This window comes from Lachnobacterium bovis, from assembly GCF_900111325.1.
In the GTDB taxonomy this organism is placed as follows: Bacteria; Bacillota; Clostridia; order Lachnospirales; family Lachnospiraceae; genus Roseburia; species Roseburia bovis_A.
Window position 1 is genome coordinate 131582 of record NZ_FOGW01000004.1, and the last position, 22255, is coordinate 153836.

General features: G+C 30.2%; 18 protein-coding genes, 3 tRNA genes, 1 pseudogene and 1 riboswitch. Of the genes and pseudogenes, 6 read left to right on the forward strand and 16 right to left on the reverse strand.

The genetic code is table 11. From position 1 onward, the window contains the following. Positions 1 to 22: 22 nt before the first annotated feature. The 5 genes from pepF to ribD form a co-directional block, all read right to left on the reverse strand. The gene (gene pepF, locus BMY79_RS00565; RefSeq protein WP_074730283.1) at positions 23 to 1819 is read right to left on the reverse strand and encodes an oligoendopeptidase F; all 1797 of its coding nucleotides are present in this window, start codon (positions 1817 to 1819) and stop codon (positions 23 to 25) included. A gap of 117 nt (positions 1820 to 1936) precedes the next feature. Beyond that, positions 1937 to 2410, reverse strand: a complete 474-nt coding sequence (gene ribE, locus BMY79_RS00570) for a 6,7-dimethyl-8-ribityllumazine synthase (RefSeq protein ID WP_027421875.1) — start codon at positions 2408 to 2410, stop codon at positions 1937 to 1939. 119 nt (positions 2411 to 2529) lie between these two features. After that, entirely contained in the window at positions 2530 to 3768 is a 1239-nt protein-coding gene (locus BMY79_RS00575; protein ID WP_051604836.1) for a bifunctional 3,4-dihydroxy-2-butanone-4-phosphate synthase/GTP cyclohydrolase II, read from the reverse strand. Positions 3769 to 3806: 38 nt separating this feature from the next. Then, positions 3807 to 4505 (reverse strand): riboflavin synthase, encoded by a 699-nt coding sequence (locus tag BMY79_RS00580; RefSeq protein ID WP_029066938.1) that lies wholly within the window; start codon positions 4503 to 4505, stop codon positions 3807 to 3809. 24 nt (positions 4506 to 4529) lie between these two features. Continuing rightward, complete coding sequence (gene ribD, locus BMY79_RS00585) at positions 4530 to 5879, reverse strand: bifunctional diaminohydroxyphosphoribosylaminopyrimidine deaminase/5-amino-6-(5-phosphoribosylamino)uracil reductase RibD (RefSeq protein ID WP_074730284.1); 1350 nt, start codon at positions 5877 to 5879, stop codon at positions 4530 to 4532. Between the two features lie 236 nt (positions 5880 to 6115). Next, positions 6116 to 6231: riboswitch (FMN riboswitch) on the reverse strand. Between the two features lie 290 nt (positions 6232 to 6521). Between ribD and BMY79_RS00590 the strand changes: the two genes are divergently transcribed. From BMY79_RS00590 to hydF, 3 genes are read left to right on the forward strand one after another with little or no spacing between them, the layout of a single operon-like run. Then, complete coding sequence (locus BMY79_RS00590) at positions 6522 to 6776, forward strand: TM1266 family iron-only hydrogenase system putative regulator (RefSeq protein WP_074730285.1); 255 nt, start codon at positions 6522 to 6524, stop codon at positions 6774 to 6776. A 31-nt stretch (positions 6777 to 6807) separates the two neighbouring features. Beyond that, on the forward strand, positions 6808 to 8256 hold the full coding sequence (gene hydG, locus BMY79_RS00595; protein ID WP_022749343.1) for a [FeFe] hydrogenase H-cluster radical SAM maturase HydG: 1449 nt from the start codon (positions 6808 to 6810) through the stop codon (positions 8254 to 8256). A gap of 12 nt (positions 8257 to 8268) precedes the next feature. After that, entirely contained in the window at positions 8269 to 9480 is a 1212-nt protein-coding gene (gene hydF / locus BMY79_RS00600) for a [FeFe] hydrogenase H-cluster maturation GTPase HydF (protein ID WP_022749341.1), read from the forward strand. 81 nt (positions 9481 to 9561) lie between these two features. On the opposite strand, the gene BMY79_RS00605 is transcribed toward hydF, so the two are convergent. The 4 genes from BMY79_RS00605 to BMY79_RS00620 all read right to left on the reverse strand — a co-directional run bounded on the left by BMY79_RS00605 (position 9562) and on the right by BMY79_RS00620 (position 11373). Beyond that, the gene (locus BMY79_RS00605) at positions 9562 to 10776 is read right to left on the reverse strand and encodes a diguanylate cyclase domain-containing protein (RefSeq protein ID WP_177176414.1); all 1215 of its coding nucleotides are present in this window, start codon (positions 10774 to 10776) and stop codon (positions 9562 to 9564) included. A 212-nt stretch (positions 10777 to 10988) separates the two neighbouring features. After that, positions 10989 to 11061, reverse strand: a tRNA-Gly gene (locus BMY79_RS00610). Between the two features lie 98 nt (positions 11062 to 11159). Continuing rightward, positions 11160 to 11232 (reverse strand) — tRNA-Gly (locus tag BMY79_RS00615). Between the two features lie 68 nt (positions 11233 to 11300). Next, a tRNA-Gly gene (locus tag BMY79_RS00620) sits at positions 11301 to 11373 on the reverse strand. 197 nt (positions 11374 to 11570) lie between these two features. On the opposite strand from BMY79_RS00620, the gene BMY79_RS00625 reads away from it, so the two are divergent. The 3 genes and pseudogenes from BMY79_RS00625 to BMY79_RS00635 form a co-directional block, all read left to right on the forward strand. Beyond that, positions 11571 to 12065: a hypothetical protein gene (locus tag BMY79_RS00625; RefSeq protein WP_022749707.1), complete on the forward strand. Its 495-nt coding sequence runs from the start codon at positions 11571 to 11573 to the stop codon at positions 12063 to 12065. After that, positions 12055 to 12402, forward strand: coding sequence for a hypothetical protein (locus tag BMY79_RS00630; RefSeq protein ID WP_022749708.1), 348 nt, complete (start codon positions 12055 to 12057; stop codon positions 12400 to 12402). Before BMY79_RS00625 ends, BMY79_RS00630 begins: the two co-directional genes overlap by 11 nt. 96 nt (positions 12403 to 12498) lie before the next feature. After that, positions 12499 to 13059: pseudogene (locus tag BMY79_RS00635) on the forward strand (DNA/RNA non-specific endonuclease); the annotation flags it as partial. Between the two features lie 194 nt (positions 13060 to 13253). Here the strand turns inward: BMY79_RS00635 and BMY79_RS00640 are convergent. From BMY79_RS00640 to BMY79_RS00670, 7 genes are all read right to left on the reverse strand, one after another. Next, positions 13254 to 13781, reverse strand: coding sequence for an ECF transporter S component (locus tag BMY79_RS00640; protein WP_022749711.1), 528 nt, complete (start codon positions 13779 to 13781; stop codon positions 13254 to 13256). Between the two features lie 70 nt (positions 13782 to 13851). Continuing rightward, entirely contained in the window at positions 13852 to 14532 is a 681-nt protein-coding gene (locus BMY79_RS00645; protein ID WP_022749712.1) for a YoaK family protein, read from the reverse strand. A gap of 110 nt (positions 14533 to 14642) precedes the next feature. Further along, positions 14643 to 15824 carry a GDSL-type esterase/lipase family protein gene (locus BMY79_RS00650; RefSeq protein ID WP_022749713.1) on the reverse strand — a complete coding sequence of 394 codons (1182 nt, stop codon included), beginning with the start codon at positions 15822 to 15824 and terminating at the stop codon, positions 14643 to 14645. 24 nt (positions 15825 to 15848) lie between these two features. Beyond that, positions 15849 to 16730 carry a DNA-3-methyladenine glycosylase family protein gene (locus tag BMY79_RS00655; RefSeq protein WP_051532790.1) on the reverse strand — a complete coding sequence of 294 codons (882 nt, stop codon included), beginning with the start codon at positions 16728 to 16730 and terminating at the stop codon, positions 15849 to 15851. Between the two features lie 67 nt (positions 16731 to 16797). Continuing rightward, positions 16798 to 18171, reverse strand: a complete 1374-nt coding sequence (locus BMY79_RS00660) for an MATE family efflux transporter (protein ID WP_027421865.1) — start codon at positions 18169 to 18171, stop codon at positions 16798 to 16800. 19 nt (positions 18172 to 18190) lie between these two features. Further along, positions 18191 to 19162, reverse strand: coding sequence for a tRNA dihydrouridine synthase (locus BMY79_RS00665; RefSeq protein WP_074730287.1), 972 nt, complete (start codon positions 19160 to 19162; stop codon positions 18191 to 18193). 14 nt (positions 19163 to 19176) lie between these two features. After that, positions 19177 to 22236 carry an extracellular solute-binding protein gene (locus BMY79_RS00670; RefSeq protein WP_022749718.1) on the reverse strand — a complete coding sequence of 1020 codons (3060 nt, stop codon included), beginning with the start codon at positions 22234 to 22236 and terminating at the stop codon, positions 19177 to 19179. Positions 22237 to 22255 lie beyond the last annotated feature (19 nt).

Genomic DNA, 22255 nt, shown 5'->3' on the forward strand with positions numbered 1-22255 from the left:
ATCATTTTTTGCAATTAAATTGTTATATTCCTAAATATTCTTCAAGATATTCTTCAAAGCTCTTTAGTGCCTTATCAACTGGTTTACTACTACTCATGTCAACACCTGCTTCTTTAAGCAATTCAATAGGGCTCTTTGATGAACCACCACATAGAAATTCTTTAATATATCTGTTTGCTGCTTCATCTTTACCTTCTAAAATAATTTGTGCAAATGCTGTAGCTGCCGAATAACCTGTTGCATACTGATACACATAAAATGGTGTATAAAAATGTGGAATTCTCATCCATTCATAATCAATCTCTTCGTCAACTACCATATCTTCTCCGTAATATAATACATTTAAGTCATGGTAAATTTTATTTAATTTTTCCATTGTAAGAGCTTCACCTGCACGTATCTTTGAATGTACAATATGTTCAAATTCAGCAAACATAGTCTGTCTAAATAAAGTTGTTCTAAATTCTTCTAACTGATGATTCAATAAGAATTTTCTAACTTTTTTATCTTCATTATTTTCTAACATGTAGTGCATAAGTAAGGCTTCGTTACATGTTGATGCAACTTCAGCCACAAAAATTTTATATCCTGCATATGTTATCGGCTGAGTTTTATTAGAATAATATGTATGCATCGAATGTCCCATTTCATGTGCTAATGTAAAAACATCATTTAATTTGCCATGATAATTCAATAATACATAAGGATGTGTACCATAAGCTCCCCATGAATATGCTCCACTTCTTTTGTTTCTGTTTTCATACACATCTATCCAGCGGCTATCCATTCCTTCTTTTAAAATAGAAACATACTCTTTGCCCATTGGCTCTAAGGCTTTAGTAACTATTTCTTTTGCTTTTTCAAAAGAATACTCTTTTTCAACACCCTGCACTAGCGGAACATAAACGTCATACATATGTAATTCATCTACATTTAAATTTTTCTTTCTATCTTTCATATAGCGATGAAGTGATGGTAAATGTTTATGAACTGTTTCGATCAAATTATCATAAACACTTTCTGGAATTTCACTTTTATCTAGTTCCATAGCTCTAGAACTTGGATATTTTCTGATTTTAGAGTAAAAATTTTCTTGTTTTAAATTACTTATAAAAATAGCTGCAATTGTGTTACCGAATGCTTTATATGAACTATACACGCCCTCAAAAGCATCTTTTCTCACCCTTCTATCATGACTTTGCATAAAATGAATAAAATTACCATGTGATAATTCAACTTCATTTCCTTTTTCATCTTTAATCTTTTTGAATTTAATATCCGCATCATTAAACATGTGAAAAATGTTGTCTGGTCCCATTGCAAGTTCACTAACTTTTGCTAAAATTGCTTCACCATCTTTATCTAACACATGATTTTTTGTACGTCTTATCTCATCCACGATACGTTTATATTTTAATAATTCTTCCTTTTCCTTGTAAAAAGCTTCAAAAGTCTCTTCTGAAATTGCTAATATTTCAGGATTAGCAAATGAAGTTGCTCCACTCGCATTTACCAACAATGCCTCTGCATTAGCTGCGTAACCTTGGTACTTTGAAACTGTTGTATCCTGGTGATATCTTTGATTAGCGTACACATAAACACGATCAACATAATAATCTAATTCATCACTTTTTTTGAAAAAATCTAATAAATTCTGGGCACTATTTGATAATGTTCCTTGAAACTTAGACACTTCCTCAACGAGCTCGTTAGCTTTACTTAATTCTTCTTCCCAACAAGCATCATTCTCATACATGTCCTCTAATTTCCATTTATATTTTTCTTCAATCTCGTCTCGATTTAATAACTGTTTTTCCATCTTTATCCCTTTCCTTAAAAGGCTCATCCTTTTAATTTAACTCCCTACTCACCCCATATTATAGTTAGTCTTCTATAATTCTATCATAACTATTTTGCAAAAACAATTATTCTATCTTTAGATTTGATTCAATAAATTTACCATTTCAATAGCAGAAAGGGCACAATCATAGCCTTTATTTCCGGCTTTACTTCCTGCTCTAAGAATTGCCTGTTCAACATTTTCTGTTGTTAAAACGCCAAATAATACAGGAATTCCTGCATTCAAACCTACCTGTGCAATACCTTTAGACACTTCATTGCATACATAATCATAATGTGTAGTATCACCTCTTATTACAGCACCCACACAAATTATTGCATCATATTTTTTACTCTGTGCTAATTTTTGGGCAACAACAGGAATTTCAAAAGCTCCTGGAACCCATGCTGCATCAATGTTTTCCTCTAAAACACCATGTCTTACTAATCCATCAACTGCACCACCTAATAATTTGTTTACAATAATTTCGTTGAATCTTGCTGCCACTATTGCAACTTTCATTCCCTCTGGTGCGACTACTTTTCCTTCTAAAACGTTAATGTTATTCATATATTTTTCTCCTTTTTACTATTGTGTTGGCTTTGCATTTATTTTTTCTTAACATAATATTTATTCTTAATGTTGCTTTTATTATTGATCTAAATCTCGTTTTTTAAGATTGTAAAATACTAACATTCTTTTAAAATATGCCCCATTTTTTCTTTCTTTGTTTTCAAATAAAATGCATCAAATTTCTGAGGGGCAATTTCAATTGGTACCCTTTTTTCTATTTTTAATCCAAAATCCTCTAAGCCATAAACCTTAAGGGGGTTATTAGTCATCAAATTAATACTTTTAACTCCTAAATCTTTTAAAATTTGAGCACCAATCCAATACTCTCTTAAATCTGGTTTAAATCCTAATTTAATATTTGCTTCAACAGTGTCTAATCCCTCTTCTTGAAGTTTATACGCTTTTATTTTATTGATCAGGCCGATTCCTCTTCCCTCCTGCCTCATATATAATAGAATTCCTCTTCCTTCTTTTTCTATTTTTTCCATGGCTGTCTGCAATTGTCTACCACAATCACACCTGTATGATCCAAATGCATCTCCTGTCAAACATTCTGAATGCACTCTAATTAATACGTCTTTTCCATCTCCTATATCCCCTTTTACTAACGCAATGTGATGTTCCTTAGTAATATCATTGACATATCCATACATTTTAAAATTGCCATGCTCGGTTGGTAAATCAGCTTTAGCTTCACAATAAACATGTTTATCATGGTATCTACAATAATCTTGTAAATCTGCAATTGTTATAAACACCAATCCATATTTTTTTGCAAAATCAAACAACTTATCTTGACGCATCATACTTCCATCATCATCCATTATTTCACAGCAAACACCACATTCTTTTAATCCTGCAAGTCTCATCAAGTCAACTGTCGCTTCTGTATGTCCATTTCTTTCTAGCACTCCTTTTTCTTTTGCTATTAATGGAAAAACATGACCCGGACGTCTAAAATCTTCTGGTTTTGCCTGTTCGTTTACACATTGTCTAATTGTAAAAGCTCTTTCTTTAGCAGATATTCCAGTTGTTGTATCAACATGGTCTATAGAAACTGTAAATGCTGTCTGATGATTATCTGTATTATTTTCAAGCATAGGATGAAACTGTAGTTTTTGTGCTAAAGACTCACTCATTGGTGTACAAATAAGGCCTTTTGCTTTAGATGCAATAAAATTGATATTTTCTTGTGTTGCATATTCTGCCGCACAAATTAAATCTCCTTCGTTTTCTCTCTCCTCATCATCTACCACTAAGATAATTTTTCCTTGTTTAAGAGACTCTAGTGCTTCTTCAATCGTGTTGTGTTTTTTTTCATTATTGAATTCAACATCAAATTTGTGATTTTTCATATTCCCTTCTAACTCTCCTTTTTATTTATTATTTATTTTTAAAATCCATTTTCTAATAACATTTCAAGACTAACATTGCTCGTCTTAGAAAACTTTTTGTGTGATTCTTTTTGGTTAGTTTGCTTTTCATTTGAGTAATCAATCGGGACATCTTTTGTCAAAAAACTCCTGATATATTTTCCGATGATGTCATTTTCAAGATTTACAACTTCTCCAAGTTTTTTACTTACCAAAGTTGTTGCATCTTTCGTATGTGGTATTATTGAAACTGCAAAACTTGTTGTATCTAAATACGCTACTGTCAAGCTGATTCCATCTATCGTAATTGAGCCTTTCATAACAATCAAATCAATTATATTCTTAGGTGCTTCTATATATATCCATATTGCGTTTCCATCTTTTTTCATTTTTGAAATATGCCCCACACCATCAATATGCCCCGAAACAATATGTCCACCAAATCGACCATTTAAAGGCATAGCCCTTTCTAAATTCACCTTTGAATTTGTTTTTAGGCTTGCTAAACTTGTTCTTTTAACTGTTTCAGACATTACATCTACTGTAAAACTTTTTTCTGAAATTCTATTTGCAGTAAGACATACGCCATTTACTGCTATACTATCTCCTAAATTAATATCTTCTAAAACAGTTTGACATTCTATTTCTAGTTTCATATAGTTTCCATTTTTTGTAATTCTTTTTATCTTACCTATCTCTTCAATAATTCCTGTAAACATAATTTCTCCTTTATGAAATACTTATTATTCTTCAGATGCGACTGTATATCTAATTACCACATCATTGTTTAGTAACTTTACATCCTTAACAGACATCTTATAAGCATCTTTTATTTTAGAAATCCCATCTCCATCAACTGGACTTTTAGCCTTTCCTCCAAAAATCTTAGGTGCAACAATACAAAAAACCTCATCTACAATATTGCTTTTTAAAGCATTCTCATTTAGTGTTGCACCGCCTTCTAGTAAAATTCCATCAATTTTCATTTTTCCTAAAAATCTCATTAATTTTACTAAATCAACCCTTTTTTCATACTTTCTTGTATCTTTCTCTTTTGTTTCATCATCTATCATTTCTACCTTGCTTTCTCTAGCGCATGCATTGATAATTACCACACTTTTTTTTTGCAATTGTTTTATTTTATCTGCAATAATATCCGGTAAAACTTTATAAGAATCCACAATTTCACCGTCTGGTACTTCTGTAAATGCTGTAGCAATTATTGTTTGATACTTATTTGCTGTTTTTACAATGTTTGAATCCATAGGAATTCTTAATTTAGAATCACAAATAATTCTAACAGGCTGTCTTACATCATATTTCTTAGGATTATTTACTTCTTTTGCTTCTTCATCTTCATTTGTTTTTTCTGGTTCAAATTTTAACCTGCAATTCAACATTGGATTATCTAATAAAACGGTATTAATCCCAACCATTATTCCCATGTATTTATTCCTTAAAAAATGCACAAACTCTATAGATTTTTCCCCAGAAATCCATTTTGACTCATTTGTCTTTGTTGCGATTTTTCCATCTGCTGTCATAGCATATTTCATAACAACATAAGGAGTTTTATTTTGTATAAATTTAAAAAAGACCTCATTTAAGCTGTCGCACTCACTTTTTAAGCAATCCCTTTTTACCTCAATGCCAGCGTTTTCTAAAATCTTTATACTTTTTTCACCCACAAGCGGATTAGGATCTCTTGAACCAATTACAACTCGTGCAATTTTATTTTCAATAATCGCATCTGTACAAGGTGGCTGTTTACCAAAATGACAACAAGGCGTCAACGTAACATACAACGTTGCTCCTTTTAACTCATCTTTTAATTCTTGACGCGATTTTTCTTTTAGTTTGCCCTCTGAATTTTTGTTTTTTTCTCCACTTTCCTCACATTTTGTATTAAAAAAATTTTGAAATGCATCTCTTTCAGCATGTAAATCACCATATTTCTTATGATATCCTTCTGCTAAAATTTGAGATTCTTTTACAATAACTGCGCCTACTAAGGGATTGGGATTAACTTTACCAATTCCTTTTTTAGCCAATTCAATAGCTTTGCGCATAAAAAAATCATCATTTTCATTCATACAACTTCAAGCTCCTTTATTGGTATTTTATTGTTTAATTAATATTTATTCTTGGGACTTTAGCAATTAGATTTATATCGCTACTAGAAATTTGAATTCGAAATTATTAATAACTGACTTTTTATTATTTATCTAATCATTATTTATCTAATTATTATTTATCTAATTATTATTTGTTTAATTATAATTACAATGATGTATCAATATTATTAAATAATAACTATCAGTTAAATACTATAATTCTTCTCTCATCCAGACTTTAACTGTCGGTTATGGAATCACACCATATCAACCAAAATGGCTCGCGGACTTTACCGCCGGTAGGGAATTACACCCTGCCCCGAAGAATATTTTATTATACATTTATTAATTATTAACAAAAGTCTTAATCTTTTATTAACTCAAATTATAAATCGCTAACTCGATAATTGCAACTATTTTTTATGATTTTTGTGTATCTAATAAAATACAATCTAATTTTAATATTATTCATTGTGCATATTGACTATTCACGGAATTTATTGTATATTTTTTAACAAAGCTCCTTTTATTAAGAATATTCATTTTTTTCTGAAATAATAAGGTGTTTTTGACTACAATTTTACAATTTGTAGTACTAGGCTAACCTAAAGGAGAAACAAAATGGAAACTAGAGTAGCATTATTAAGCATAATTGTGGAAGATTTAAGCTCTGTTAAGCCTCTCAACGACATACTTCATCTATATAGTGAATATATAATCGGTCGAATGGGAATTCCTTACAAGAAGCGCGGAATCTGCATTATTAGCATCGCTTTAGACGCACCTCAAAATACCATTTCTACTTTGTCTGGTAAGATTGGCAAACTAAAAGGAATTAGCGTTAAAACCGCTTTTTCAAAAATAAAATCTAACTAAATTTTTCAAATGAAGAAAGAGAGAAACACAAATGGCAATTTACAATCCAAAATCATTAAAAGCAGAGGAGTTTATTAATCATGAAGAAATTCTTGAAACTCTTTCTTATGCTGACGAAAACAAAGATAATTACAAATTAATCGACGAAATTCTTGAGAAAGCTCGTCCACAAAAAACCAAAACAGGCTATGTTTGTTCAGGTTTATCTCACAAAGAAGCATCTGTACTTCTTGCATGTGAAAATCCAGAAAAAATTCAAAAAATGTTTGAAATTGCAGAAGAAATTAAACAAGCTTTTTACGGTAACCGTATAGTTATGTTTGCACCTTTATACCTTTCAAATTATTGTGTAAATGGTTGTCTATACTGTCCTTATCATGCAAAAAACAAACATATTGGACGTAAAAAATTAACTCAAGAAGAAGTAAAGGCAGAAGTTATTGCACTTCAAGATATGGGACATAAACGTCTAGCAATTGAGGCTGGAGAGGATCCCGTAAATAACCCAATTGAATATATTCTTGAATGTATTAAAACTATTTACGGTGTACATCACAAAAATGGTGATATTCGTCGAGTTAATGTTAATATTGCAGCTACAACTGTTGAAAACTATAAAAAATTAAAAGAAGCTGGAATCGGTACATATATACTTTTCCAGGAAACATATCATAAACAAAGTTACGAAACATTACACCCAACTGGTCCAAAACATGATTACGCTTACCATACAGAAGCTATGGATAGAGCTATGGAAGGTGGTATTGATGACGTTGGCCTTGGTGTATTATTCGGTTTAGATAAATATAGATATGAATTTGCCGGTTTATTAATGCATGCAGAGCACTTAGAAGCAGTACACGGAGTTGGTCCACATACTATTTCTGTACCAAGAGTTAAACATGCTGACGATATTGATCCAGATGTATTTGATAACTCAATTTCTGATGAAATATTCACAAAAATCGCAGCATGTATCAGACTTGCAGTACCTTACACAGGTATGATTATTTCAACTCGTGAAACAGAAGAAGTTCGTGCTAAAATGCTTCAAGTCGGTATTTCTCAAGTCAGTGGTGCATCACGTACATCAGTCGGTGGATATACTCAAGAAGAACGTCCACATGACACAGAACAATTTGATGTTTCTGACCAACGTACCCTTGATGAAGTTGTTCATTGGTTAATGGATACTGGACATATTCCATCATTTTGTACAGCATGTTATCGTGAAGGTAGAACGGGCGATAGATTTATGAGTTTATGTAAGAGCGGACAAATTCAAAACTGTTGTACTCCAAATGCTCTTATGACACTTACTGAGTACTTAGTTGATTATGCATCTGAAGAAACCAAAGAAGTTGGGTTTAAATTAATTGATGAAGAATTAAAGAAAATTCCAAAAGAAAATGTAAGAAAAATTGCGGCTGAACACATTGAAGCTATTAAAAATTCTAACCAACGTGACTTTAGATTCTAAGAGGTGATAATTATGGATTTAAATTCAACTCCAAGTGCCCTTAGAACTCATATTAGTTTTTTCGGTGTAAGAAACGCAGGTAAATCAAGTCTTGTAAATGCAATTACAGGCCAAAATTTATCTATTGTATCCGACATTAAAGGTACAACAACTGATCCCGTACGTAAATCAATGGAAATACTTCCCTTAGGACCAGTCGTAATAATAGATACTCCTGGAATTGATGATACAGGTCATCTTGGAACACTACGTGTTGAAAAAACTAAGACTATTTTAAAAGAAACAGATATTGCAATATTAGTAGTTGATGTAACAAAAGGCATTACTAATGTTGAAAAAGAAATGATAGATTTATTTATTGCAAAAAAAATTCCATACATAATTGCATATAATAAATCTGATTTAAAAAGCTCTTGCGAAACTACAAGTAATGGCGATAATAAAATCAATGTTAGTACCATAAATAATCATAATATTTATGAACTTAAGGAAATGATTGGACACCTTATAAAAAATAATTCATCTAGCGAAAAAACATTAATTGGTGATTTAATTAATGAAAATGATTTAGTTGTACTCGTCATTCCAATTGATAGTTCTGCCCCAAAAGGTAGACTTATATTACCACAACAACAAGTACTTCGTGATGCACTTGATCATCATGCTATTCCACTATGTTGTCAAGTAAGTGAACTTTCTCATTTGCTACAATCATTAAATAAGACACCAAAACTTGTTATCACTGATTCGCAAGCTTTTAAAGAAGTTGCAAAAATAACGCCTAGTGACATACCTTTAACTTCATTTTCTATTTTAATGGCACGATTTAAAGGTAATTTAAAAGAATTAATTCTTGGCGCTAAAGCATTACATGAACTTAAAGATAATGACACTGTTTTGATTTCTGAAGGCTGCACTCACCATCGACAATGTAATGACATTGGTACAGTTAAAATGCCAAATTGGATAAAAAATTATACTCAAAAAAATATTCAATTTGAATTTACATCTGGAAATGATTTTCCAAATGACTTATCAAAATATAATCTAGTTGTTCATTGTGGTGGTTGTATGCTTAATGCAAAAGAAATGCTTTCACGAATTGAGATAGCTAAATGTCAAAACGTTCCAATTGTAAATTATGGAATTGCTATAGCTCATATGCATGATATACTTGCAAGAAGTATTGATATTTTTCCAGATTATAAAAATCTATTAGATTAAAAATAATACCGTTTCTGAATTGTTAGATTACAAATATAACAATTCGAGAACGGTATTTTTATTTACCTTCTCACTCTTTTATTAATTAACAACTCTTTTTATTTGCTCTTTACTAATTCTATCCTTATACATTTTTCCTTCTGCTTCAAGAAATGCGTTATTCACACCATTTTTTTCTATTTTATACCTCGCAAAACCTATATTTACATCTAAATTATAATCAACTTCTTCCTTCGCATTATACCTTGCTATAGCATTGTTTAAATCAATCTTTAACTCTCTAATAATAGTTCTTTCCTCATTTTTTTGCTTTTCTTTTTCGCTTTCCTTATGATAAATTTTCATAAATAATGCAAATTCATTTCCCTTAATTCTTCCTACTATAGCTTTTCTATTAGCATCCACTGATACATCTTCTAATATTTTAGCAAATGCTTTCAATTTTTTTCCAGTTTCACGACTTCTTTGTTCTCTATCTCTTAAATCTAATTTATTAATTTCAAACACCAACAAATAAATAACCACAAAATTATCATCCTTTAACTTTTCTACTTCAGCATACATCCTTCTTAAAAACTCTCGATTATTATTCAATGATGTAACTGCATCCTTTGAAATCAAATCTTCTTGTGTCGCAAAAAAAATCAACAGACTCGTTACTGTAACAGATACAGATATCAACGGCATCCAGTTAAATCTCATTTGTATTATGCTAAATATAATAGGAATATATGGAAAAAGCGCAAGCGTTCCATATTTTGTCCTTTCAATATTTTTTTCCGTAAAAATAAGCATACAAAACGCTTGAAAACTACCTGTTATTAAATAAAGATATGCAAAAACAATCTGCAACACATAACAATTTCCAATATGATATTCCATATTTTTATCATAATAATATATAAATCCTGTTTGCGAATTTATTACACATATGAAAAAATTCACAAAAATAAAAAATAAAGCTACTGCATCCATCATTTCCTTATTTTTCGTATATTCTTCACCTTTATCTAATACAAACTCAAAATATACAAACCACAAATAGCCCATAACCGTTTCTGATATAAAATACATTGATTTAAAAACATACAATAAATCCATATTTAATTGTCCATTACCATAATGAATAATTCTACTAACACAATCAACGCTAACATATGACATCGTACAAACAACTGCATTGATATATGAACGTTTATATCCTGAATCATTCAATCTTACACTACTTTGTAATGCAACAATAATTAGTAATACTATACACAATACACTAATTTCTATATATAACGCTAAATACATCATAATTCCACCTCATATTTTTCCCGATGCACAAAAAAGTACACTACCCTATTCTTTATATCGAATCAGTAAAAAAAATACTTATTGAAATTTAAAGTAAATGAAATAAATTAAAAGAACTATATCTCTTTAGATATGAAATAATGAATACTGAAAAATGCAAAAAAAAAATCCCGAAACCATTGTCCACAACAGTTCCGGAACCTCTTAAGAGCGACAGACGGGGCTCGAACCCGCGGTCTCGACCTTGGCAAGGTCGCGCGTTACCAACTACGCCACTGTCGCATATTATTTCCGACTTTTGCCAGAAATAATACAACATAGAAATAAAAACTATAAACACAAATAAAACTAACAACTTTTTAGTCAATTTCTCGACTAAGAGCGATAGACGGGGCTCGAACCCGCGGTCTCGACCTTGGCAAGGTCGCGCGTTACCAACTACGCCACTATCGCATATTAAATTGCGTGGTATCAAATGATACCCATTTAATCAAAAAAATATTCAACCTTTTTTGATTGAGAGCGACAGACGGGGCTCGAACCCGCGGTCTCGACCTTGGCAAGGTCGCGCGTTACCAACTACGCCACTGTCGCATTTCTTTTTTATTTTGTTGCCCTCATCCGTGGCACATGTAATATATTACATTTTTTCTATTCATTTGTCAACACTTTTTTTTGAAAAAATTTTATTTTTTTTTAATAAACTTATTTTTCCTTATACACCATGCACTTTTTCTTGCTTTTTTTATATAAATATGTAAAAATATTAAATGAAAAATATGGAGGACATTATGATAATTGTTTCTTGTATTACAAATAATTATGGGTTACTTTTTAATAATAGAAGAATTGCTCAAGATCGTACTATTTTAGAATTGGTCTATAAACAATTTATCCATTTTAAAAAATTACATCCTGACATACAATTTTTTATGAATAAATATTCTTATAAACTTTTTTTGACTTATCTTAATAACTTAAATCCAATTTTATCCAAAAAAGAATATCTTAATTTCATAAAATCAATAATTGTATCTGATTCTTTTTTAGATGAAGCAGGTCAATATGATATTTGTTTTGTCGAATGCAATGATACTTTGCCATACTTTAAATCTAATAAAGTTATTGGTATTATTTTTTATAAATGGAATAATGCTTATCCTTGTGATTATTTTTTTGCATTACCTTCTGATTTTACCCAACATTTTATTTTACAAAAAGAGACTAAACATATTGGTCATTCCCACTCAACTATATTGGAGGAAGTATTAAGACATGAACAATGACGCTCGTAAACTTTTAAAAATTATTATTACTTTTTTTGTTGTGGCTATATTAGGTTCTGTTATTTTTCTAGCAGCTACTAAACCATCACATAGAACTTCACATAGAAGATATTCTAACAGTTCAATATATAATAATAACCACTATAAATATAAAACTTATAGCAAAAATAGAAATAATTCTAGTAGCTATTCTTCAAGTAATGATAGCTATACTAAACCCAAAAAGAAAACTTCTATTTTTAGTGGTTTTAGATCTTCTACAAAAAGTAACAGACATAGTTATAGCACTCATTCATCTAGACACAGTTTTCATAGTCATCATTTTAGACATCATTGAAGAGCACAAGGTGAATCTGATGGTAACTCAAAGCTAACAAAACAACAACAAGCCCAGATTTCAAAGGATTATAATGTTGATTTTAGTTCTTCTGATATACCAACTGAATCAGGTTCTCCTTACGTTGTAATAAACGATAATAAACCATTTTTTGATGATAAACTTCTCACCAAAAAATCTTTCGAATATTACAGTGATTTGGATTCTCTAGGACGTTGTGGCTTTGCCGTTGCTTCTATTGGACAAGATTTAATGCCAACACAAAAACGTGGTGCTATTGGCATGGTCAAGCCTACTGGGTGGCATACTATTAAATATGACCATGTTGACGGCAAATATCTATACAATAGATGTCATTTAATTGGATATCAGTTAACTGCTGAAAATGCTAATAAACAAAATTTAATTACCGGCACACGATATCTAAATGTTGAAGGTATGCTACCTTTTGAAAACTTAGTAGCAGATTATGTTAAAGAAACAAATAATCACGTTTTATACCGTGTAACACCTATTTTCAAGGGTAATGACCTTGTTGCAAAGGGTGTTCTAATTGAAGGGAAATCTGTCGAAGACAAAGGCGAGGGTGTAACATTTAATGTTTTTTGTTACAATACTCAACCTAAAGTTTCTATAGATTATAAAACTGGTTATTCACACCTTAAATAAAATACCGGATTTAACATTGGATAAAAATAATGATTTAACATAAAAAATACCGGCCTAGCATTGTCAAAATTTTATATGTATTTTAATGTCATACATATCTTTTCTAACTTTGTGGTCGGTATTTTTCTATATATATTCTATTTTTATATATCCTATTTTTATATATTCTATTTTTATATATTCTATTCTTCTAAATTAATATATTTTTTTAAATCAATTTTTTCTAATGCTGAGGCGAAAAAAATATACGCAATAACCGTTACACCTGCTTCAACTAAAAGCCCTGTGGTTTGCATTAAACTTCCAACAACACTACCTCTTACAACGATTCCAAACACTAAATATCCAGCTACAACATATAATGCCATTAATGTTGCCAAAAAATATATCTTCAATGTTTTGATTGGGACTTTCTTTTCTGCCCATTCTTTCCTAAGAACTAAAGAGGCTATATATCCCATCGATCCTTTAATAATTAATGTCGGAATTGCCCATTGCACGTATCCACTAAGTATATCTGCAAACATAGAACCAATTCCCCCTGCGAACAAAGCCGCTACTGGATTTACAAAAGTTGCAATAATCAAAATAAAACATCCACCTAGATTACTGTATCCTGTCATAGTTGGAACTTTAATAAACAACGTAACGACTGCTACAATAGCAATTGATAACGAATATATACTTAACGCCTTTATACTTCGTTGCATAATTTTCTCCTTTATCCTAATATAATTTATCCTAACTCTCCTATAGTTCATAATTCGAACATATTAAATTTTACTCCTCCATTTGAGCCTGTAGCTCTCTATCAACAAACATCATTGTAAGTGCTATCATTAAAAAGATAGAACACATACGAATTGCTGTTTCTTGAAATAATTTAACAAAAAAATTTCCGATAACAGCACCTATTATAAACGATGATATAATCCCAAAATAAAGTAAACTTTTCTTTAATGCTTCTATTTTTTGGGTTTCTAAAAATGTAACCATATTCTGTGTTGCGCTTCTAAGATTTCCTATACACATTGTTGTGGCTGCATTATTACCTAAAACTTTTCTAAAGCTCTCTACCTGTATTCCACACGCAAAAGAAATTAATGAATTGGCAATCAAATTGTATCTTTGAGAAAAGAAACTTACTCCAAAAAGAATAATTGCTTCCACAAAAACAGAAAATTGTCTCCAATGAAGTGTATTTTTTTCTTTAAAAATAATCCTAAACAATTCTGCCAAGGCTATTCCTATCGCAAAAGACATAACCGGTAGAAAAAATCTTAATGCCTTAGCCCAATCTCCTTCCGATAGATGTACTCCAAACAAAAGCATATTTCCTGTTTGTGCATTTGCAAAGACTCCTCCCCTGCATACGAATGAGTAAGCATCCATAAAGCCGCCAGAAACTGCAAGAACGACTCCTAATTCGATTGATTCTGACATTTGAATAACATTTTTCACTTTTTTTCTCCTTTTATATATGTATCACAGAACTAGTATACATCCAATATGTAATATTTACAACTAACTATATCTTATAAGCAATCATAAGTATTACTTTTAACTAGACTTTATTTTAGAATAAGCTCAGGCACACATTCCGCCATTTTTTGATATCCTAATGAACTCGGATGTAAATGGTCTCCACTATCTAGACCTGGCGCAAATGCTTTTGGATTATTTAAATCTCTAACAGCTTTATCAAAATCAATACAGCCATCAAAACCTTCTGCTTTTCTTATCCAATCATTTAATTCATTTTTCATTTTTTCTCTAAAATCAGCATATGTTCTCCAATTTTCAATTGGAAGTAATGTTCCTACATAAACTTTATAGTTGTAACTTTTTGCCAATTCAATATAGTATTTAAGTCCATCTATCATTTCGTCTACTGTAGGCAAATCACTCATTGGACGATATGGATTAACATCTATTCCAACTGGATGAATAATATCATTAATACCCTGTTGAATTATAACTGTATCAACACCCTCAGTTGGAACCTCATGTGCAAAACGATTTGTTCCTTTTAATCCATATGATTCATATCTAATACAATTATATTCTCTTAAAATACGCGAACCGCTTGTTGCTCTTCTTATAACAGCTGTATTATTAAAATTGTTATCTTTACATCTAAGCTGCAGATAGTCAGGCCAATCCTGTGCTGTAATGGAATCCCCATAACAAAGAATTGTTCTATTTTCTTTTTCTGTAAAAATTGATACGTTACTTAAAAAATAATATAAATTTGTTCCTCTTTTAATGTCTATTGAAATATCTTTATTGTGAGTTTGATTTCCAATTGCATATAATGCACTATTTGATAATGGTCCACTCACATAAACAGTTGATCTCATTTGTGTGAAATCTTTTAGGTAAAAATTAACTTCAAATTGAGATTTTGCATCTATTTTACATTTCAATGCATCTGATACAACGTTTTGTTTTGCTGGAATTGTAATAGATTTACTTCCATTATCGAAAGTTACATCTTTAAATTCTCCATTTATATAAATTGTACATTCCGATATTGTTATAGGTTCTGTTCCACAATAATTATCAAATGTAAGCTTTATTCCCTCTCCGGAAAACTGTGAATAAATTGGGTATCTAAAAGTAATGTTCTTTCCATAGCTTTCTGGTCTATTTTCTCCAATAGATACCGCATTTCCCCAAATACTTGCCCAATGCTTGTCATTTACAACCATTCCATTATTACTGTCAATTAAATTATTACTATTTTGTTGCATTTTAAATCCTTTCTAACTCTTAAATTACACTTTCCTGCCTAATTCTAAAGAGCCATAAAACATATATTGTTGAATAACACCATTATATGGTGAATATTTATCTAAATCAAAATTATTATTATATTGTTCTTCTAAAATTCTTAAAATCCAAACATCTTTTGGAAACGAATTTAATCTATGAAAGCCAAATAACATAATACATGAAGCCACTTTAGGTCCAACTCCATATAAATCTAACAGTTTATTATACAATTTATCATCATCAAGTTCTTGTAAACTTGCAATCGTAATCTCTTTATAATAAAACTGTTCCACAATAGTTTTAAGATATTTAGTCCTATAACCTAATGCACACTTATTCCAATCTTCTTCAGACATATTATACATTTGTTCCGGTGTAGGAAATGAATATATCTTTTTATCTTTATCAATTAGATTTCCTGCACATTCACATAAAGTTTCTACTGCTTTTTTTATAGCTGGAATATTTTTTCTCTGAGAAATCACAAACGATACTATCATTTCCCAAGGATCTTGTATTAGTATTCTTACACCTTTTGAATATTCTGCTGCATTATACAAAAATTTATCTTCTTTAGATATCATATTTCGAATTTTTTCATAGTCTGTTGATAAATCAAAATAATCATACCAAATATCCATAAATTCTTGTTTAGAACATGAAATCTCATAAATTGCATGATCTGTTTGATTAAATTTTTTTCGAATATACAATACACGACCAAAGGCAATGGTACAAAAAATACCATTGCCTACTTCATTAAATCTAAACACTTCACCGCTATTTTCTATTTTTTTTAGATCAAAATCGCCAATTATCTCTACTTCACTTTGAAATATGTTTTGTTTTTTTACATCAATTTCATTTTGAAATAATTCTTGCATTTTATCTCCTTTTGTAAAAATATGTACCTTTTACTTAAATATATATTTTTTGTATAAATATGTACTTTTACACTCTAACATCTACTAATTGCTGATTTTCATCACATCTTTTTAGTATATCCCTAATTACAAACTTATAGGCTATAACTGCATATATACCTGTCGTAATCCAAGCAGATGAATCACAGAAAAATGCTAATGTTTGATTATGTAAATATACTGATATAATACCACAACATGCTCTTGATACTAATTCTACAACTCCACCCATTAAAGGTAAAAATGCATAACCACATCCTTGCATCGTATTTCTGAAGATGAAAATATATGACAAAGGTACATAAAATGATGCACTTAACATAATATATGTCCTTGCAGCTGGAAATGCATCTGCAACTTCTTTTGCCGTTCTAAAATAAATCATCATGGTTGGTTTTACTAAAATGACTGCAACTATTCCCATAATGACTGCCATAATCGTAGATGTTATAGTCGCCACTTTAACACCTTCTCGTAAATGTTTTATATTACCTTTACCATAATTTTGTCCGCTATATGTAGCCATAGCCTGTCCCATAGCCGGAAAAGCTTGAGACATTAAGCCATGCAATTTAGATGCTGCCGCAAAAGCAGATACAGTTACTACACCAAAGTTATTAATAGCCGCTTGCATAACCATTGTACCTGATGCAGTAATTGCAAATTGTATTGCCATTGGTAAACCTACACCTAATTGAAGTTTAGAATCTCCTAACTCTAAATACCATTCATGTTTTTTAGGCCATAACAATTTTTCATTTTTTATTATATAAATCAAACACAATATTGCTGAAATACCCTGAGAAGTTACCGTAGCAATTGCAGCGCCTGCAACTCCCATATGAAATCCTTTTATCAACGTTAAATCTAATATTACATTCAAAACCGAAGAAAATACAAGCGCAACCAACGGAATCATACTATTACCAACAGCTCTTAAAAAAGCTGAAAATAAGTTATAAAATACTAATGCAACTAAACCACCACATATTATAGTTATATATGTGTATGCTTGGTCAAAAATTTCTTTTGGTGTACGCATAAGTGTAAGAATATTATTCATTGCTAATATACTTACCAAAGTAGTAAGAAATACAATAATTATTGCTAATAAAATAGCATTCGCGACACTTCGTCTTACACCTTTTTCATTTTTTGCACCAAATCTTTGAGATGTAAGTACCGTACATCCTGTTGTTATTCCCTGTGCAAAGCCGATTATCAAAAACATAATCGTACCTGTTGACCCCACGGCAGCTAACGCATCATTTCCTACATATCTACTTACAATAATTGAATCTGCTGCATTATAAAGTTGCTGAAAAATATTACCTAAAAATAATGGAAAACCAAATTTCATAATTAATCCAAATGGTTTACCTTGTGTCATATCACGCTCCATAGCATCTTCTCCTCCCTGTCTACAATGTAATATTTTTTAAGGTAACAATAAGATTATTAACTGTTGTCTCATAAACGTCTTTATCTTTGGCTTTTTTTATTTTTTTAGCATATTTTTTTACTTCATTATAATCACTAAATGGTTCTAATATATAAAACCATAATTCTTTCATTCTATTAATCGCATCAGAACATGCCGTATAATCCCTTACATAATCCTCAAAAAGTTTTGCAACAAATTCTTTTAATCTATCGCAATCAATATTTGTATCAGGTTTATTACTTAGATAATTCTCTACTAACATCGGATTTGTCAAAAAACCTCGCCCTATCATAATGCTATCAACATTATAATCCTTAAAATCCGTAATTATTTTATTGATGTCATCGGATATTTTTATATCTCCATTATAACCAATATTCTTATTTGATTTCTCACAAACCTCTTTAAACGCGTTATAATTTGGAATATTTTTATAAAAATCCATTCTAGTTCTTGGATGAACTATTAATTCGTTCATCGGATATTTATTATAAATTTCTATCAGTTTTTCTAAATCATCAAAATTTTCTATTCCTAATCTTGTTTTTATAGAAATAAATAAATCATTTGCTAGCTCAGAATATATGGTTTCTAAAAAATTATCAAACTGTTCTAAATCAATTAACATACCAGAGCCCTTATGTTTACTAACAACTGTTCCTGAAGGGCATCCAACATTTAAATTTATTTCGTTATATCCTAATTTTTTTATTTCTTTGGCATACCAGATAAACTGTTGTGCATTATTAGTTAATAACTGTGGCACAACTACCATTCCTTCATTTATCTTTGGATCAATTTCTCTTTTCTCTCGATTTTTTAATTTAAAGGTCTGGTTGGTTGCTATAAAAGGAGTAAAATATTTATCAACTCCTTTATATAATTCATTAAAATGTCTTCTATAAATATGTCCTGTTATACCTTCCATCGGTGCTAAATAAAATTTCATTTTGTACCTCATTGTTACACTTTGCAATAATTCTTTAGACGATATGCATTTTTATTGTTCTCTTTAATCTTATACAATTCATGATCTGCAAGATCAAATGCATCGTCAATATTCTTTTTAGATGAGACAATAACAGCCCCTATACTAATTGATATTCTTATAAAATTGTTTTCATACTTCAAAATCTTATTCATTCTTTTTACTAAATTAGCAAGTAAATCTCTTATCTTTTCTACATCCCTTCCATCTGGAATATAAAAGATAAATTCATCCCCCCCATATCTGGCAAATATACCTATATCTTTAAAAGTTTTTCTTAACTCTTCAGCTAATACTTTTAAAGCTTTATCTCCTCCTAGATGACCTAACGTATCATTTACCTTTTTAAAATTATCATAATCTAAAATACCAACAACAGCTCGCTCATATTTACAATTTGAACTATATTGGTCGTTGTATATTTTATTAAATCCAGAACGATTATATACTTTGGTAAGCGAATCAAGTGCTGTTTGTTTAAGGAACATTTGACGTTCCTCCATCTCATGCTGAACATTTGAAATCTTTCCAACATATAAAATATTATTAGTGTCTTCATCCTCTATTTGCGAAATAAAAATACGCACCCATGTAACATTTTGATCACCTAAGTTTCCAAAATATATTCTCTGTTCCTTTTTTTCATATTTAACCATATTTTTTAGTGCTTCAATGAACTGATTTAATTTTTCATTGTTTTTTTCATATTGGTTTACATCAATACAATTTTTTGAGAACTCGAAAAACTCCCTAAACTTTTCGTCAACAGTTATTGTATTCTCCGATAAGTTATATTCAAAAATATATTCATCCATCATTTCTGCTAAAAGCGCATATCTCTTCGCATAAAATTCCTGTTTATGTAAATATTTTTGTTTTTCATATCCGCTAAACCATATTTCCACTAAAACTAATAAATATATAAATAATATTCCTAAAACAAAATGCATTGGATACTGTCTCATCAACATTTTTATATCCATTTTAGAAGCTAGGTTATTATCTTCATTTAATAAATATGTTTCTAATGAGCTGTCCGAAATATCGTATAAACACTTATTAAAAATAGATAACATCTGTGCATTTTCTTCATCTCTGAAAGCAATTTTTAATGAATTCTTCGATGATGTTGAAATTATCTCTAGATTACTATACTGACCATTTCTTATATAATAATTAGCTGTATAATAATTTAAAATCGTGTAATCCGCATCCCCATCATTTACTGATTCTATTGCATCTTCTACTGAATCACACTTATGCTTTTTCTTAATTCCTTTATAATAATCACGATGCATATTTTTAACAACAGCAGCTCTGCAATCTGCTAAATTTAGCCTTGATACATTTCGCAGCTTTTTATTTCTTACAAGTACGTTATTATATTCCATATATGACTTAGTGAGTTTATACTTTTCTATGTTACTAGCTGTGTCCTCTACTCCTAAAGCCAAATCAATAGTTCTATTATCAAGAGCTTTTGTCATTTGTGCTTCATTATCGAAAAAAACAAATTTATATTTTGTCTTCATTTTTTTCATAATGTCATCAGCCACTAATTTTGACATACCTCTTATTTTATTCTTTTTGCCCATATATGAAAATGGTGGAGCATCAGTTAAAATTCCAACTTTTAATATTGGTAACGTTTTAATATATTTCTTCTCTTGCTCAGTAAAATTTGTTAGATCTTGATTAACATTTTCAGCGTTAATAGATTGAATATTATCTCCAACTGCATTTTTTTCTACACTAGCTTGAGATTTTATCCATCTCCTGCTCCATTCTCTATATATGTTTTCAACTTTTTCGTTAGAATAACCTAATGTAGCATCCGCTATACGTTTTTGCTCGTTTCCTGAAAACATATTTAGATGCTTTCCTATCTCAATATATTGTTGATACATATTTTCTGAAACATTACAATTTTGTAAAACGCATAGATTCTTAACTTCTCTATATACTTCTGGAAGCAAACGTCCTTTTACAATAGATATATTTTGAGTTTCTAAATTATAGTTTGATTCATCAAGAAAATAATCTACAAATTCTTTTGCTTCTTCAGGATACTTTGTTTTTTTACTAATTCCCACACTTAAATCCGCAATCACTGATGCAAATTGCTTATTTCTTATCGTGTTAGGAAAAGGCATATATCCAATATCACTAGGATTATCTGATGCTTTTTGGATAATTTGAATTGCCCATGAGCCAGCCGCAATACAACCAAGATTTCCATTTGCTAGATCCTCTACTGCATTTTCCCATGTATAATCTTTACAAGAATCTTCACAGTAATGATTACGTAAAATATTGCAATAAAAATCATAAACTTTTTCATGTGTAGATCCAGTCGCAAACGGATTACTGCCATTTTGAATTTCGTTATTTTTCTCATCCCCCATCATCTCGATATACGTAAAGTACTCCCACGTTGTAAGAGCCCACTTATATGTATAACCACTATAAAAAGGGATTTTGTCTGTATTATTTTTAATATACGACATATCCTTCAAAAATTCGTCCATTGAAGTTGGCAATTTAGTGATTCCAGCTTTTTCAAACACTTTTTTATTATATACAAACCCCGCCAAAAACATTCTTGATGGTAACCCATATATGTCTTCATCTATTTTGATTGCCTGGTCTAAATAATTATATTCTTTTTCAAGTTGCGTTCTATTTCCTAACTTTAAAAGATATTTTTGTTTATCTGAATCTGTTATTTTAGGTGGAATAAACATCACATCTGGTGAATTATTACTTTTTAATTTATTAAGTGCCTTTTCACAATAATTATCCACATATAAAAATTTTATATCTATATTTGGATGTTTTTTTTCAAAGCCATTAACACATCTTTCTAAACCTATATTTGGTTCATTCACCATAAATCTTATTACTTTTTTATTAGATTTTGCATATATGGGTGTTGAGAGTTTTATAGTCACAATAGACTGTAAAGCTATAAACATTGCAAAACTTATTAAAATTAGCTTTTTCAATTTTTTATTTATCCTATATACTATCTCCATTGTACTCCCATCCTTGGTC

Excerpts from the sequence above, each read along its gene's own strand:
- BMY79_RS00655 (WP_051532790.1), bottom strand. The coding sequence starts at position 16,730 with ATGCAAGAATTATTTCAAAATGAAATTGATGTAAAAAAACAAAACATA.
- BMY79_RS00605 (WP_177176414.1), bottom strand. The coding sequence starts at position 10,776 with ATGTATTTAGCGTTATATATAGAAATTAGTGTATTGTGTATAGTATTA.
- BMY79_RS00580 (WP_029066938.1), bottom strand. The coding sequence starts at position 4,505 with ATGTTTACAGGAATTATTGAAGAGATAGGTAAGATAAAAAGAATTACA.
- BMY79_RS00665 (WP_074730287.1), bottom strand. The coding sequence starts at position 19,162 with ATGAAATTTTATTTAGCACCGATGGAAGGTATAACAGGACATATTTAT.
- pepF (WP_074730283.1), bottom strand. The coding sequence starts at position 1,819 with ATGGAAAAACAGTTATTAAATCGAGACGAGATTGAAGAAAAATATAAA.
- BMY79_RS00670 (WP_022749718.1), bottom strand. The coding sequence starts at position 22,236 with ATGGAGATAGTATATAGGATAAATAAAAAATTGAAAAAGCTAATTTTA.
- ribD (WP_074730284.1), bottom strand. The coding sequence starts at position 5,879 with ATGAATGAAAATGATGATTTTTTTATGCGCAAAGCTATTGAATTGGCT.
- BMY79_RS00650 (WP_022749713.1), bottom strand. The coding sequence starts at position 15,824 with ATGCAACAAAATAGTAATAATTTAATTGACAGTAATAATGGAATGGTT.
- ribE (WP_027421875.1), bottom strand. The coding sequence starts at position 2,410 with ATGAATAACATTAACGTTTTAGAAGGAAAAGTAGTCGCACCAGAGGGA.
- BMY79_RS00625 (WP_022749707.1), top strand. The coding sequence starts at position 11,571 with ATGATAATTGTTTCTTGTATTACAAATAATTATGGGTTACTTTTTAAT.
- BMY79_RS00575 (WP_051604836.1), bottom strand. The coding sequence starts at position 3,768 with ATGAAAAATCACAAATTTGATGTTGAATTCAATAATGAAAAAAAACAC.
- BMY79_RS00590 (WP_074730285.1), top strand. The coding sequence starts at position 6,522 with ATGGAAACTAGAGTAGCATTATTAAGCATAATTGTGGAAGATTTAAGC.
- hydG (WP_022749343.1), top strand. The coding sequence starts at position 6,808 with ATGGCAATTTACAATCCAAAATCATTAAAAGCAGAGGAGTTTATTAAT.
- BMY79_RS00660 (WP_027421865.1), bottom strand. The coding sequence starts at position 18,171 with ATGGAGCGTGATATGACACAAGGTAAACCATTTGGATTAATTATGAAA.
- BMY79_RS00630 (WP_022749708.1), top strand. The coding sequence starts at position 12,055 with ATGAACAATGACGCTCGTAAACTTTTAAAAATTATTATTACTTTTTTT.
- BMY79_RS00640 (WP_022749711.1), bottom strand. The coding sequence starts at position 13,781 with ATGCAACGAAGTATAAAGGCGTTAAGTATATATTCGTTATCAATTGCT.
- hydF (WP_022749341.1), top strand. The coding sequence starts at position 8,269 with ATGGATTTAAATTCAACTCCAAGTGCCCTTAGAACTCATATTAGTTTT.